The following is a 13777-nucleotide window of genomic DNA, read 5'->3' on the forward strand; positions in this document are numbered from 1 at the left end:
AGGCACACGATGTCCGCCCATTGCCAAGTGACCGGCAGGAAACCGTCGTTCGGCAACACGATCTCGCACTCGCACCGCCGTACCCGGCGCCGCTTCGACCCCAACATCCAGCGCAAGCGCTACTGGCTGCCGACGGAAGGCCGGTACGTGACCCTCACCCTCAGCGCGAAAGGCATCAAGACCGTCGACCGCCGCGGCATCGAAGCCGTCGTCGCCGCGATCCGCGCCCGGGGGGAGAAGATCTGATGGCCAAGAAGAGCAAGATCGCCAAGAACGACCAGCGCCGCGCGACCGTGGCCCGGTACGCCGAACGCCGCGCCGCACTCAAGGAAACACTCCGCAGCCCCCACTCCACCGACGCCGAACGCGCCGCCGCCCTCCGGGAATTGCGCCGCCAGCCGCGCGACGCGAGCGCCACGCGGCTGCGCAACCGCGACACGGTCGACGGCCGTCCCCGCGGCCACCTGCGCACTTTCGGCCTGTCCCGCGTGCGGTTCCGCGAACAAGCCCACGCCGGGTTCCTGCCCGGTGTCCGCAAGGCGAGCTGGTAGCCGACGCCCCGCCCCGACCCCCCTGAAGGAGCCGTACACCCATGGCCGTTCCCAAGCGCCGCATGTCACGCGGCAACACCCGCAGCCGCCGCGCCCAGTGGAAGGCGACCCGGCCCGACCTGGTCCCGACCACGATCGACGGACGCGAACACCTCGTTCCGCGCCGACTCGTCCGCGCCTACCAGCGCGGACTGATCCACCCCGGCGCCTGACCCGCACCCCGCGCGGCGGCACGCACCAGGCACGCGAGCCGCCGCGCGGCCGACTCCGCGTTCGATCCGTCCATCGCCGACCGTGCGCAACCGGAGGCGACGTCGCGGGAGTTGGCACGATCGGACGGCGTGGTGACCGGGGCGAGCACCGAGTCCGGGCCGCCCGCACGGACCGTCGCGCCGTCCTCGGCACCGTACCGCTCACAGCCGGTCGGCGAGCCGCGCGAACGTGTCGGCGACGGACTCGGTCCTCGCCTGCCGGTAGTTGGTCCCGGCCCACAGATGGATCAGCCCGGTGTCGCCCGCCGCGGTGGCGGCCTTGCGGAGCGGGGCCGTGAGGTGGTGCAGCGCGGGGTAGCCCGCGGGGGCGACGGGGTCGTACCGATCGATGAACTCGTTGCGCAGGGCCCGTGCGGGGCGTCCCGTGAAGGCCCGGGTGACGGTGGTCGTCGTGAACGCGGGGTCGGCCAGGGCGTCCTTGTGGGGTGCGGACGCCCCGCTCTCGTGCGTCCGCAGCAGGACGGTGCCGACCATCGCGGCTTCCGCCCCCGCGCGCAGCGCCGCCGCGACGTCCGCCGAGCCGCCGATTCCCCCGGCGGCGACGACCGGCACGGTGACCGCGTGGCGTACGGCGGCGACCAGGTCGGGCAGCCGGACCGGTGCGGGCGGCTGTGCGGGGGTGAGGGTGGCGGAGTGGCCGCCGGCATCCGGAGCCTGCACGATCAGCGCGTCCGCGCCCGACTCCACCGCCCGGCGCGCCTCGTCGGCCGAGGTGACGCACTGCAGCAGCGTGCTCCCCGCCCTGCGGAGCGCGTCGACGACCGCACGGTCCGGGATGCCGAACGTGAAGGACACCCAGGGGACGGGGGTGGAGGTGAGCAGGTCGACCTTGTCCGCCCAGTGGTCGTCGTCCTCGACCGGCTCCTCGGGAAGGTCGACTCCGAGGCGGTCGGCCTCGGCCCGGATCGCGTGCGCGTACGCGCGGTATGCCGGGCCGGACACGGGGACGGGATGAGGCGCGAAGAGGTTCACGCCGAACGCGACGCCCGCCGCCTGTGCGGTGTGGATCTGCTCGGCGAGAGCCGGGCCGGTCTTGTAGCCGCCGGCCAGAAAGCCCAGCCCGCCCGCCCGGGCGGCGGCCGTGACGAGCGCGGGCGTACTCGGCCCGCCGGCCATCGGGGCCGCGATGACCGGAAGATCCGCGCCGAGGTCCGCCGACAGTCTGCGCACGGCAACTCCTTGGGTGGGTACGGCTCGTCAGGCCGAGGACGACCCGCCTCGGGCGGACTCGTCCCGGTCGAACTCGCCGCGGTTGTGGACGACCTGAGACTGATTCTCCTGGACCCACCGCACGACACCGGCCACGGCGGCGTCGAGTGAGCGGCCGAGAGGTGTGAGCGCGTACTCCACGCGAGGCGGCATCTCGGCGTGGGCGGTCCGGGTCACCAGGCCGTCGCGGGTCAGCGAGCGAAGCGTCTGGCTCAGCATCCGGTGGGAGATACCGGCGATCTGCCGGTGCAGGGCGGTGAACCGCAGCGGCCCCGGGGCGAGTGCGCCGATCACCAGGATCGTCCACTTGTCGCCGACGCGCGTGAGCACGTCCCGGACCAGCTCGATGGTTTCCTGGCACTCCGGCGAGACGCCTCGCGAGGCGAGGTCCGCGCGCAGGGCGGCATCCATGTGGTGCTTCCTCCCGTGGTACCAGGTGACGTGACGTGCGTATGCGGAGGCGGGATGGATGCCCGGGCCCGCACGTTTCTTCCTGATGGTAAGTGAGGCGACCGGGCCCGACGGGCCGACCGCGAACCTGGGAGCCCCACCACGAGACCGCGCGCCGAGACCGCCGGGGGCCACGCCGCCCGGCACACAGCGCCGCGCGTTGTCGGAGTCGCCCGCGTCGCCCCCGTCCGCCGCGGCCGACAGGCGCGATCGGACCCGGACCGGCCGGGTCGTCAGCCCGCGGTCGCGCTCGTCCGGGGGGTCATCGGGGCGGGGGGACGGGGACTTCGGTGCGGGGTGGGGTGGCCCAGACTCGGCTGGTGACCGTGCCGAGGTCGCCTTCGTCGAGGTCGGTGGACGTGGCGGGTTCGAGCCTCGCGTCGGTGGCGCGGACGGTGAGCCAGCCGGTGGCCATGGTGCCGGCACGGCCTTCGAGGGGGCGTCCGGTGGTCATCTTCTCGTCGACGCGCTGCCAGGTGGTGCCGTTGAGCTGCCACAGGCCCGCCGGGGCCGCCTTGGCGCAGGGACGCCCCGGGGCCGCCGCCGTGAACGACGACATGGTCGCGAACAGGCTGCCGCCGTTGAAGAACAGTTCGTCCACATGGAGCCCCGGCACCGGCCTCGGGCCGGCGATCTCCTTGAGGTCGCCACCGGCCAGGACGTAGATCGCGTCGGGCGTCCCGCAACTGGCATAGCCGCTGGCGAGAGCCACCTTGGTGCCGTCGGCGGAGACCGCGACGTCGCCGGAGTCCCCGACACCGGCCTCCCCGACGTCGCCGAGCACCGGGCCGACGTCCTCGTGCGACGGCCCGGCCTGGCCCGAGACGGGGTCGACCAGCCACAGGACGTTCAGGCCGTGCGCTCCGCCGGACGTGTCCACCAGCAGCTTCCCGCCGACGCTGCCGTGCAGTGTCACGTTGCCGGCCCAGCCGCCGGGGAACGCCACGGGGGTGGAGCCGATCTCGTCCAGCGTGTGGGCGTTGTACCGGGTCAGGGTGCCGTCGGGCGACACACGCATGACCAGGTCCCCGGTGGCCGCGCCGCCGGACGGGTCGGTCACCGCGGCGTCGTCGACGAGGGCGGGCCGGCTGTAGGGGTCGTCGCACCAGTCGCAGGGTTTCTCGACCACCTGCGTGCCGGGTCCGGCCCACGAGAACAAGGTCTGCCGGTCGGCGCCGACCAGCAGGGTGTGATCGGCGGACCACGTGAGCCAGCGCACCGGGGACTTCGGGTCCACACGGCGCACCGGGTTGGAGGTGGTGCCGTCGTAGGCGTACAAGGTGTCGCCGCTGACGTAGGCGGCCTGGGTGCGCGCCGCGGGGTCGTCGGCCGGACCCGTCGGTGTCGGCGCCCCGGACGCCGGACCCGAGGGCGGCGGGGTCGCGGGCGGGCCGCCCCGGATGCGGTCGATCATGCCGGGGATGTTCAGCAGGCCGTGTCCGCTGCCCTTCTTGTCGCGGCTGAGCACGTAGAGCTTCTTCATGTCGGCGCTGTCGGTCAGCGCCGCGGCGATCTCGTCGGCACGCGCGTCGGGACGGACGAACCGCGCGATCGCCGCCGCGGCGGCCACGTGCGGTGCCGCCTGCGATGTTCCCTGGATGCGTGCGAAGCCGCCGCCGGGCGCGTCGGATTCGACGTTGCCGGCGTTGAAGGGCGCGAAGTCCGGCCCCTTGTTCTTGCCGCCCGGTGCGACCAGATCGATGTCGTCGCGCTTGGTCGAGTACTGCGTGACCTGGCGCTCGCGGTCGACCGCCCCGACGTTGACGACTCCCTCGAACGTCTGCGGGACCTGCCGCTGATTGCGGGTCTTGCACTGGGGGCTGTCCGGCACTCCGGCGAGCGGGGCGCCGCAGTTGCCGCCGGAGGCGACGAGGACCACCTGCGCGGCGCGCGCGTACTCGATCGTGGCCGCCCAGAGCGTGAGATCACCGCGGTATTCGGGTGTGTCGTAGTCCCGGTACGCGCCGCCCAACGACATGTTCGCGACGTCGGCGCCGTGGTTGACCGCCCACACCAGGCCGACCGACGGCGTGGGCCCCTGGGTGTTGGCGTCCTTCAAGTGCACGGGCACGTCCAGGATCGAGACGCCGGGTGCGACCCCGGTGATGCCGCCGTTGCCGTTGCGGGCGCCGATGATGCCGGCCACGTGCGTGCCGTGCCCGTCCGGGTCGTGCGCGCCCTCGCCCGCGTAATGGCGGCGTCCGATCACCGCGGCGGCGAGGTCGGGGTGGGTCTCGTCGATTCCGGTGTCGATGACCGCGACCACCACTCCGGTGCCGTCCGGCCACGGCAGGTCCGTCGAGCCCTCCGGTACGCCGAGGACGTCCAGCGGCCACTGGTTGTCGCGGTGGTCGTCCTGGGTCGACAGGTCCACGCTGTCCGGCGACATCGGCGGGGAGACCGCGGCCTCCACGACGGCCGGATCCCGTGACAGCGCCTCCCGCCGCGCGGGCACCTGCGCGGCGGGCAGGTACTCGGTCGTCACGGACAGGCAGGTGCCGTCCACGCGCATGACGTCGAGCGCCGCGAGTGACGGGTCGTCAGGCCGGGGATCCTGGGTGGCCGTATCGCACGCCGGGTCGGGCACCGCCGTGCGGATCAACGCCAGTTGCCTGTCGCTCAGCAGGTCTGTGGGCCGGATCCGCTCCGTGCCGCCGTCGTCGTCACGCAGCACCACGACCAGGACCCCCGCGACGACCGCGAGGACCACGCACACCGCGGTCAGCAGGAACACCCGCCGCCGCGGCCCACCCCTGTCGGGCGGGTTCCCCGGGACCGGCGGCGGCCCCGGGGGCCCCGGCGGCGGCTGGTTCGGCGGTCGACCCGGGGGCTGCGGCATGCTCATCGGCCGCCTCGCACGGCCGACGGAGTACGCGGAGCAGTGGCGGCGTTGTCCTCGGCAGGCTGCGTCACGAGCGCCGACGATAGCGCGACGACCGGAGCGTTGGGCCCCGGCGCGGTCCCCGGCCGCGGCGGGACGCACCAAGCCGACCGCGGGCCGTCGGCGGTGCGACGGCCGCGAGGGGCCCGCCGACCCGCCCGCTTCGCCGCGGTCGCGGCTTGGCTCGGCTCAGGCGAGGTTCGCGGTGAGGGTGATCTCGGTCCCGGAAAGGGCCTTGCTCACCGGGCAGTTGGCCTTGGCGTCCGCGGCGGCCCTCGCGAAGCCTGCTTCGTCCGCTCCGGGCACGTGGCCGACGACCGTCAGATGGATGCCGGTGATGCCGGTCCCCGGCTGGAAGGTGACGTCCGCTTGGGTGTCGAGCTTGGTGGGCGGGGTGCCGGCGCCGGTCAGGGCGTGCGCGAGAGCCATGGAATAGCAGCTGGAATGGGCGGCGGCGATCAACTCCTCCGGGCTGGTCTTGCCGTTCGGGGCCTCCGCGCGGGCCGGCCACGACACCGGGTACTCGCCGATCCCCGACGAGGCGAAGGTGACCAGGCCGCTCCCCTCGACGAGGTTGCCGTCCCAGGCTGTGCGTGCGGTGCGGGTGGTTGCCATGGCGAGACCATCACTTTCGAGGGATGCGCTGCTGATCGGCCGATCAAGGGAACGCCCCGCCCGACAAACTCGGCCCGTGTGCGGACGCGGCTTCGGACGGCGGCGGTGCCCCTTACCTGCCTCACTGTCGGAATTGCCACTACGTCCCTGCAAACGACCAACCCGTCAAAGGGGCACGCCCGGCTCGTTCGGGCTGTCCGCGCGGGGGACGGACGCACGTGTCCGCCCTCCGGTGCCGCGCGGCGGCGGGGAGCCGCGGTGGTCCGCGACTCCCCGGAGCCGTACGCGAGTTGCCGCTACTCGACGCGGGTGCCGGTGTTGTCGTCGTCGCCGGAGATGTGAATGTCCGTGACGGCGATGTTGACCTCGACGACCTCCAGCGCGGTCATGCGCTCGACGGCGGAGATGACGTTCTCGCGTACCTCGTACGCGAGTTCGGCGATGGCGACGCCGTACTCGACGACGATCTCCAGGTCGATCGCGGTCTGCCGCTCGCCGACCTCGACCTTGACGCCGCGGGTGACGCTGGGCCGTCCGCCGGGGACGCGGTCGCGGACCGCGCCCAGGGCCCGGGTGAGGCCGCCGCCGAAGGCGTGGACGCCGGGGACCTCGCGCGCGGCCATGCCGGCGATCTTCCCGACCACGGGGTCGGCGATCGACGTGCGGCCCCGGTCGGCCGGTCCCGCCTGCGGCACGATCGCCATGTCGGTGCCGGTCTCGGCGACGGCCGTCTCGCCGTCGTGACTCTCGTCCGCGCGGCGGGCGTTCGGCGTGGTCGCGGTGGCGGTCTCGGTCTTGGTCTTCGTCGCGGTGCTCACGGTGGTCCTCCCGAGTGTGTCGGGCCGTTTCCCGGCCCGGTCGTTCGCTTCCGACACCTCTTCGACACATCCGTCGCGCGATCCTCACGCTGTTTTCCGAGTTTTTTCACGTCCCCCGAAGGCCGCTCTCACGAGGCAGTCTGTGGGTCACGCGTCAGAGCGGCGGCTGCGGGAGGACCGCGGTGACGACGACGGTCACGGTCACACGCGCCGACGGGGTGTCCGCGGGCCCGTCGCCGTCGTGGTCGAATGCGGCGGCCCGGGAGGACAGTTCCTCGGTCAGAGCGCCCCGGACGTCCCGCGCCACGCTCGCGGCCCGTCGCCCCGCGAACAGCGCCACGTGGACGCGGACGTGCCAGCCCGCGGCCCTGGCCGTGACGGTGACCCCGGCGGCGGGGTCGTGATGCCGGGCGCCGCCACCGCGCGTACCGGGGCTGAGGTAGGCGACTCCGGGGACGTGCCGGACGGTCTCGGCCGCGGCCAGCGCGAGCGTGCGCTGCGGGAGTGCCGTCGCGGGGGCCCGGACACGGTGCGCGGTCAACGGAGGGTCCTCCTGATCCTGTGCGGGGATACAGGCGTCGACGCGTCGCGCAGGGCCACCACCGCGACGTCGACCGCCGTGACGTCGAGGCCGATGTCGCGGTCCGCCGCCCGCGCGACCCGCCCGCGCACCCGCTCGGCGGTGTCGGACAGATGCGCCGCGGAGTCCACCGCGATCTCGATCCGTACGCGCAGCGGCTCACGCGGCAGTCGGGCGGTGCGGACGGGACGGTCGTCCGGGGCGGCGAGCGGCCGGATGCGGCAGCTGCCGGCCGAGACACCCCGCTCGCACTCGGCGGCGGCACGCAACACGCGTGCCGCGGCGGCCTCGGAGATCCAGTCGCCATCGGCCATGCCGCCGAACCCGGCGTCCTCGGACGTCCGGCCGTCGGCCTCGCCGTCGCGGACCCGCGGGTGATCGTCCTCGGGTGCCGTGAGCGGCACCAGCGGTCCGGGGCGGAGTTCGGTGCGGACGACGTCCATCACCCGGGCGCTGAAATCGGCGTGCCCCGCGAGACCGCCGGCGCCTCCGGTGCCCTCGGGGTCCGGGGCCACGGCCTGCGCGACCAGGTCGTGCAGCGCGTCGACGTCCGCGACGGCTCCGCGGCAATGCGGGCAGTCGCCGTGGCCCGGGACCGGTCGGCCGGAGTCCCAGATGTCGGCGAGCGAGGCACCGCACGGCAGCATCTCGTCGTCCGCGTCGTCGTCACCGGGAAACCGCGGTGGTTCTAGCGCCATGCCCGCATCGCCTCCATCAGGCTCCGCCGGGCACGGAACAGGCGGCCCCGGACCGCTGGTTCGGCGATACCGACGACATCGGCGATCTCCTCGTACGCCATTCCGTGCAGTTCTCGTAGTACCCAGCATGCCCTCTGCTCCGCCGTGAGGGTGGCCAGGGCCTCCCCGAGTGCCTTCGCGGACGCCGCCGACTCGGCCGCCCGCTGGGGGTCGTCCGCCGGGGCGGCCGTGGGCGGTTCCGGGGCCGTGTCGAGCGGACGGGTCGCGGGGCGGGACCGCAGGATGTTGAGGCACCGGTTCGTGGTGATCCGGAACAGCCAGGTCCCGAACGCCGCTTCGGCGCGGAACTCGGGCAGCCGCCGCCACGCCGTCACCAAGGTGTCCTGGACCGCGTCCTCCGCCTCGCCGGCACTTCCGAGCAGGCGGGTCGCCAGCGCGAGCAACCGGGGGGCGTGCCGACGGACGAGAACTTCGAACGCCGCGTCGTCGCCCTCCGCCGCCCGCGCGACGAGCAGCGGCTCGGGGGTCGCCGAATCCACCGTCGGCCCTTCCGGTGGAGGACCGTTCCCCGGCACCGGGGCCTCCGCGGTGTCGCCCTGCATCCGTCTCCGATGTCCCGACGCGAGCTGGCAGCCTACGCCACCGCGCACGCTCTCCGGGCCCGTCCGTCCACTTGTGAACGCGCCGCGAACGAATCGTTTCCGGATTGTCCGATGGCGCCCAAAAGTCATAGTGAGCCGCGAAATTGCTGCCTACGATCACGGCCTGCCACCGCGACCCGCAGGAGTTTCGCATGACCATCGACGCCACCCTCGACGCCGCCGTCGACAGCGGAGACACCCCGGACGGCCCGGCCGTCGACCCGTCCGCCTGGTCGTTCGAGACCCGCCAGGTCCACGCGGGCGCCGCCCCCGATCCGGCCACCGGGGCCCGAGCCGTCCCGATCTACCAGACGACGTCGTTCGTGTTCCGCGACAGCGCGCACGCCGCGGGGCTGTTCGACCTGTCCGAGGAAGGCCACATCTACACGCGGATCCACAACCCGACGACGGACGCGCTCGAACAGCGTCTCGCGTCCCTCGAAGGCGGGGTCGCCGCCGTCGCCACCGCGTCGGGGCAGGCCGCCACCACACTGGCGCTGCTCAACCTCGCCGGGGCCGGCGACCACGTCGTCTCCAGCACGGCGCTCTACGGCGGGACATACAACCTCTTCCACTGGACGCTGCCGAAACTGGGCATCGAGGTCTCGTTCGTCGACGACCCGGACGACCCGGCCGCGTGGCGCGACGCGATCCGCCCCGAGACGAAGCTGCTGTTCGCGGAGACGCTGGGCAACCCGCGCGGCAACGTCCTCGACATCGCCGCCGTCGCCGAGGTCGCGCATACCGCCGGTGTTCCGCTGGTGGTCGACAACACGATCCCCACCCCGTACCTGCTGCGCCCGATCGAGTACGGCGCCGACGTCGTCGTGCACTCGGCCACGAAGTACCTGGGCGGCCACGGCACGGCCATCGGCGGGGTCGTGGTGGACGCCGGGACGTTCGACTTCGGTGCCCATCCCGACCGGTTCCCTGGCTTCAGCGAGCCCGACGCGAGCTACAACGGGCTCCGCTACTGGCCCGACCTCGGGCCCGGCGCGTACGCCGCCAAACTGCGCGTGCAACTGCTGCGCGACGTGGGCGCGTCGATCGCACCGCTCAACAGCTTCCTCATCCTCCAGGGGCTGGAGACCCTGTCGCTGCGCCTCGAACGGCACGTGGCCAACGCCGCCGCCCTCGCGGACTGGCTGTCCGGACGCCCCGAGGTCGAGCAGGTGCACTACGCGGGCCTGCCGGACAGCCCCTGGTACGACGCGTCGCGCCGCTACCTGCCACTCGGCGCGGGCGCGATCGTCGGATTCGAACTCGCCGGCGGCGTGGAGGCCGGCCGCCGTTTCGTGGACGCGCTCACCCTGTTCAGCCACCTGGCCAACATCGGGGACGTGCGCAGCCTCGTCATCCACCCGGCGAGCACGACGCACGCGCAACTCGCGCCGGACGAGCAGGTGGCGACCGGCGTGACCCCCGGCCTGATCCGCCTCTCGGTGGGGATCGAGGGCCTCGCGGACCTCACGGCGGACCTTGAGGCCGGCTTCCGCGCCGCCGCGTCCGCACCCGCGAACGGCTGAGCCAGTGGTGCCCCCGACGAGGCGTCCGGCACGGTCCCTGCCTTCGGGGGCCGGGCCCGGAGACGACGGCACCGGGGGACGGGCCGTGCCTCCCGGCGTCGCGGGTACGCCGGGGCGGCCCTCGGTCGCCGGCACGGCCGCGGGCACGGACGCACCGCCCCCGACGGGCTCCGGCATCCGCACCCTCGTGCTCGAAGAGCCGCTTCGGCTGGAATCCGGGGCGGTCCTCCGCGGCGTGCGGATCGCGTACGAGACGTGGGGCCGTCTCGCGCCGGACCGGTCCAACGCCGTGCTCGTCCTCCACGCGCTCACCGGCGACAGCCATGTCGCCGGGCCGTCCGGGCCCGGCTTCCCGACGCCCGGGTGGTGGGACGGCCTGGTCGGTCCCGGGAAACCCATCGATACGGACAAATGGTTCGTGGTCGTACCCAACGTGCTCGGCGGCTGCCGGGGGACGACCGGCCCGGCGTCGCCCGCGCCGGACGGCCGCCCGTGGGGCGGCAGGTTCCCGCGGATCACGGTCCGCGACCAGGTGGCGGCCGAGCGGGCGGCTTCGGATGTGCTCGGAATCGATCGGTGGGCGGCCGTTCTCGGCGGTTCGATGGGTGGTATGCGTGCTCTCGAATGGGCGGTCACCCACCCCGCCCGGGTGGGCGCGCTGTTCGTGGTCGCGTGCGGTGCGGCGGCGAGCGCGGAGCAGATCGCCTGGTGCACCACGCAGATACACGCGATCCGCGCCGATCCCGGATGGCACGGCGGGGACTACCCCCGGCTGCCGCCCGCCCGGGGGCCGTGGCGGGGGCTGGGAATCGCCCGGCGCATCGCGCACGTCACGTACCGGAGCGAAGCCGAGCTGCAGGCCCGCTTCGGCGGGGAACGGCAGCGCGGCGAGGGCCCGTTCGGCCGGTACGCGGTCGAGTCGTATCTCGACCATCACGCGGACAAACTGGTCGACCGCTTCGACGCGGGCAGCTACGTGGTCCTGTCCGAGGCGATGAACAGCCACGATGTCGGCCGGGACCGAGGCAGCGTGGCCGCGGCCCTGGCCCGGGTGACCGCTCCGACGGTCGTCGCGGCCGTCGGGAGCGACCGCCTCTACCCGCCCGCACAGCAGCGCGCCTTGGCGGCGGCGATCGATACGGCCGACGGTCTGGCGTGGATCGATTCGCCGTACGGCCACGACGGATTCCTGATCGAGATCGATCAAGTCGGGCGGTTGGTGACCGGGTTGCTCACGTCCGGGCAGGCCCGCGACGGAGACCGCAAGCGCACCCGGCAACAGCCGGCCACCCCCGCAACACCCCGCCGCGCCACCGTCCCGTGGGGGGCTTTCTGACGCTGCGTCCGCGCGGAACTCGCGGTGCACGGGAGGCCACGACCCCGGCCCGGCGGGTCCGGTGTACATTGCGCCTCACGTCCCGATGACCCGCGGCCGACGTCTCCGGCAGCAACTGATCAGCCTCATGGTCCTGGCCGTCCTCGGCGGCTACGTCTACTACACGACGCGCTGACCGGCCGGCGTGCTCCGCGTCCTCGGCGGCGACAGGCCTCCGGCAGCGGGCTCTTCCCGTCGGAACGGCCGCTCGGGAGCCGAAAATCCACGCCGCACGCCGGAATCGCGGCGGCAACGACCCGTGGAGGCCTCGTGTCCCTGCCCCAAGGCACGGTGCGCTGGACGTTCGACAGTTACGGGACCAACGCGGTCACGCCCGCGTTCGCCCGGAACCGGCTCTTCGTCGGCGGCGCGTCCGTGTGCGCGCTCGACCCCGCCACCGGAGCCGCGCTCTGGGAATCGGCGACCGACGACATCGCCGACTGCACCCCTGTCGTGGCCGACGGAATCGTCTACGCGGCGGGGGGTGACCTCCGCGCGCTCGACGCGGAGACCGGTGAGACGCGCTGGCGACGGCCGAGTGCTCCGGAAGGCGGTTTCCACCACGCGGACGTCGCGGACGCGGCGATCTACGTGGGCGCGGGGGCCGAAACGCTCCGTGCGTGCGATGCCGCGACCGGCCGGGACATGTGGCACGCCGCCCTCGGCGGGCACGTGTTGTCCCCGCCGCGCGTGGCCGAGGGCACGCTGTACGTCGCCTGCGTCACGGGGCTCCACGCCCTGGACCCGGCCACCGGAGCCCAGCGCTGGTCGACGGACGCCGACGGTGGTCTGACCACGGCCGCCGCCGTCGCCGACGGGCGCGTTTTCATCGGTCTCGGCATGTCCGATGGGCGCGGGAGCCTCGGGGTTCGCTGCCTCGACGCCGCGACCGGTCGTACGGTCTGGCACGCGCCGACTCCCGGCTTCGTCGGCGGTCCGCCGGTACTCGACGGCGACGTGGTGTACGCCACGGAGGCATCCGGCGGCGTGCTCGCTCTCGACATCGCCACCGGAGAACCCCGCCGGCACACGGAGATCGACGACGCCGGTCACGGCCTCGCGCTCGCGGGCAACGCGGTGTACGTCTGCGGCATCCGATCGCTGACCGTGCTGGACGCCGTGTCCGGGACACCGCTGTGGTCGGCCCACCCGGATGCCTTCGGCCTGTGCGCGCCGCTGGTTCTGGACAACGCGGTCGTGCTGTGCGACGACGCCGGACTCGTGCACGCGGTCACCCCGCCGACGCTGGGCCTCTGACGCCGCGTATCCGCACGTCCGCGGGCCGTCCTGTCGGGACCGATGCTCGGAAAACGCTTGGCCCGGTGTCGACCGCCTCGTCCAGAATGAGTGGATGATCGCCTCCCCACCCGCAGGGCATGTCGAGCCTCCGCGCGTCGTCACCGAGTTCGCGGCGGGACGGCCCGTACGGGCCGTGTGGCGCAACGAGTTGGGCGGGCTGACCTTCCAAGTCGGTTCAGGCGACACGCGGCATTTCGTGAAGTGGACGCCGCCCGAAAGCGGCATCGACCTGAGCGCCGAGACGGAACGCCTGCGGTGGGCGGTGGGGTTCACCGCGGTGCCCCGGGTGCTCGGCGAGGGCGTCGACGCGACAGGGTCGTGGATGATCACCCACGGCCTGCCCGGACGCATGGCGGTGGACGATCACTGGAAGCGCGCCCCCGGCACCGCGGTCCGCGCGATCGGCGCGGGGCTGCGGGCGTTCCATGACGCGCTGCCCGTCGCCGACTGCCCGTTCGACTGGTCCGTCGGGAAGCGCCTGGAGGCCGCCCGGTCACGTGCGGCGGCAGGGCACACCGGCCCGGCGGACTGGCACGAGGACCTGCGGCACTTCGGCACGGTCGAGCACGCGCTCGATGTGCTCGCCGACATTCCTCCCGTCGACCGGCTCGTCGTCTGCCACGGCGACGCCTGCGCCCCCAACACCCTGGTCGGCAGCGACGGACGGTGGACCGGACACGTCGATCTCGGCACCCTCGGCGTCGCCGACCGCTGGGCCGACCTCGCCGTCGCCACGTGGAGTACGCGGTGGAACTATGGCCCCGGATGGGAGGAGCCGCTGCTCGACGCCTACGGAGTCGAGCCGGACCGGGACCGCATCATGTACTACCGTCTGCTCTGGGACCTGTCGGACTGACCACCG

The 13777-nt window shown here is 73.6% G+C and carries 15 protein-coding genes; 7 read left to right on the plus strand and 8 right to left on the minus strand.

Annotated elements, in window-relative coordinates; genetic code table 11:
• Positions 1-9 precede the first annotated feature (9 nt).
• Genes rpmB through rpmF form a run of 3 tightly spaced genes read left to right on the plus strand, consistent with a single transcriptional unit; the run spans position 10 to position 763 of the window.
• The gene (gene rpmB / locus LO772_RS32955; protein WP_231775690.1) at positions 10-246 is read left to right on the plus strand and encodes a 50S ribosomal protein L28; all 237 of its coding nucleotides are present in this window, start codon (positions 10-12) and stop codon (positions 244-246) included.
• Entirely contained in the window at positions 246-551 is a 306-nt protein-coding gene (rpsN, locus tag LO772_RS32960; protein ID WP_231775691.1) for a 30S ribosomal protein S14, read from the plus strand. Before rpmB ends, rpsN begins: the two co-directional genes overlap by 1 nt.
• Before the next feature lie 41 nt (positions 552-592).
• Positions 593-763 (plus strand): 50S ribosomal protein L32, encoded by a 171-nt coding sequence (rpmF, locus tag LO772_RS32965; RefSeq protein WP_231775692.1) that lies wholly within the window; start codon positions 593-595, stop codon positions 761-763.
• Between the two features lie 201 nt (positions 764-964).
• Here the strand turns inward: rpmF and LO772_RS32970 are convergent, their stop codons facing one another.
• The 8 genes from LO772_RS32970 to LO772_RS33005 form a co-directional block, all read right to left on the minus strand.
• Positions 965-1993 carry a nitronate monooxygenase gene (locus LO772_RS32970; protein ID WP_231775693.1) on the minus strand — a complete coding sequence of 343 codons (1029 nt, stop codon included), beginning with the start codon at positions 1991-1993 and terminating at the stop codon, positions 965-967.
• A gap of 27 nt (positions 1994-2020) precedes the next feature.
• Positions 2021-2443, minus strand: a complete 423-nt coding sequence (locus LO772_RS32975; RefSeq protein WP_231775694.1) for a winged helix-turn-helix transcriptional regulator — start codon at positions 2441-2443, stop codon at positions 2021-2023.
• A gap of 301 nt (positions 2444-2744) precedes the next feature.
• Complete coding sequence (locus LO772_RS32980; RefSeq protein ID WP_231775695.1) at positions 2745-5216, minus strand: S8 family peptidase; 2472 nt, start codon at positions 5214-5216, stop codon at positions 2745-2747.
• A gap of 336 nt (positions 5217-5552) precedes the next feature.
• Positions 5553-5978, minus strand: a complete 426-nt coding sequence (locus tag LO772_RS32985) for an OsmC family peroxiredoxin (RefSeq protein WP_231775696.1) — start codon at positions 5976-5978, stop codon at positions 5553-5555.
• Positions 5979-6274: 296 nt separating this feature from the next.
• On the minus strand, positions 6275-6796 hold the full coding sequence (locus LO772_RS32990; protein ID WP_231775697.1) for an Asp23/Gls24 family envelope stress response protein: 522 nt from the start codon (positions 6794-6796) through the stop codon (positions 6275-6277).
• A 154-nt stretch (positions 6797-6950) separates the two neighbouring features.
• Positions 6951-7337, minus strand: a complete 387-nt coding sequence (locus LO772_RS32995) for a hypothetical protein (RefSeq protein WP_231775698.1) — start codon at positions 7335-7337, stop codon at positions 6951-6953.
• Positions 7334-8074, minus strand: coding sequence for a hypothetical protein (locus LO772_RS33000; RefSeq protein ID WP_231775699.1), 741 nt, complete (start codon positions 8072-8074; stop codon positions 7334-7336). Before LO772_RS33000 ends, LO772_RS32995 begins: the two co-directional genes overlap by 4 nt.
• The gene (locus LO772_RS33005; protein WP_443089479.1) at positions 8065-8649 is read right to left on the minus strand and encodes an RNA polymerase sigma factor; all 585 of its coding nucleotides are present in this window, start codon (positions 8647-8649) and stop codon (positions 8065-8067) included. The genes LO772_RS33000 and LO772_RS33005 overlap by 10 nt, the downstream gene beginning before the upstream one ends.
• A 218-nt stretch (positions 8650-8867) precedes the next feature.
• Here LO772_RS33005 and LO772_RS33010 point away from each other — a divergent pair, with 218 nt between their 5' ends.
• From LO772_RS33010 to LO772_RS33025, 4 genes are all read left to right on the plus strand, one after another.
• Complete coding sequence (locus LO772_RS33010) at positions 8868-10241, plus strand: bifunctional o-acetylhomoserine/o-acetylserine sulfhydrylase (protein ID WP_443089341.1); 1374 nt, start codon at positions 8868-8870, stop codon at positions 10239-10241.
• Positions 10242-10326: 85 nt separating this feature from the next.
• Complete coding sequence (metX, locus tag LO772_RS33015; RefSeq protein ID WP_443089342.1) at positions 10327-11577, plus strand: homoserine O-acetyltransferase MetX; 1251 nt, start codon at positions 10327-10329, stop codon at positions 11575-11577.
• Positions 11578-11886: 309 nt separating this feature from the next.
• A complete protein-coding gene (locus LO772_RS33020; RefSeq protein ID WP_231775701.1) occupies positions 11887-12873 on the plus strand; it encodes an outer membrane protein assembly factor BamB family protein in 987 nt (328 codons plus the stop codon).
• 94 nt (positions 12874-12967) lie between these two features.
• Positions 12968-13771, plus strand: a complete 804-nt coding sequence (locus tag LO772_RS33025) for an aminoglycoside 3'-phosphotransferase (RefSeq protein ID WP_231775702.1) — start codon at positions 12968-12970, stop codon at positions 13769-13771.
• The last annotated feature ends 6 nt before the right edge of the window (positions 13772-13777 follow it).

The organism is Yinghuangia sp. ASG 101, from assembly GCF_021165735.1.
Classification (GTDB): domain Bacteria; phylum Actinomycetota; class Actinomycetes; order Streptomycetales; family Streptomycetaceae; genus Yinghuangia.

Bases quoted from the DNA above. Each gene is read 5' to 3' on its own strand.
- LO772_RS33025 (WP_231775702.1), top strand. From the start codon at position 12,968: ATGATCGCCTCCCCACCCGCAGGGCATGTCGAGCCTCCGCGCGTCGTC.
- LO772_RS33010 (WP_443089341.1), top strand. From the start codon at position 8,868: ATGACCATCGACGCCACCCTCGACGCCGCCGTCGACAGCGGAGACACC.
- LO772_RS32985 (WP_231775696.1), bottom strand. From the start codon at position 5,978: ATGGCAACCACCCGCACCGCACGCACAGCCTGGGACGGCAACCTCGTC.
- LO772_RS33000 (WP_231775699.1), bottom strand. From the start codon at position 8,074: ATGGCGCTAGAACCACCGCGGTTTCCCGGTGACGACGACGCGGACGAC.
- rpsN (WP_231775691.1), top strand. From the start codon at position 246: ATGGCCAAGAAGAGCAAGATCGCCAAGAACGACCAGCGCCGCGCGACC.
- rpmF (WP_231775692.1), top strand. From the start codon at position 593: ATGGCCGTTCCCAAGCGCCGCATGTCACGCGGCAACACCCGCAGCCGC.
- rpmB (WP_231775690.1), top strand. From the start codon at position 10: ATGTCCGCCCATTGCCAAGTGACCGGCAGGAAACCGTCGTTCGGCAAC.
- LO772_RS32975 (WP_231775694.1), bottom strand. From the start codon at position 2,443: ATGGATGCCGCCCTGCGCGCGGACCTCGCCTCGCGAGGCGTCTCGCCG.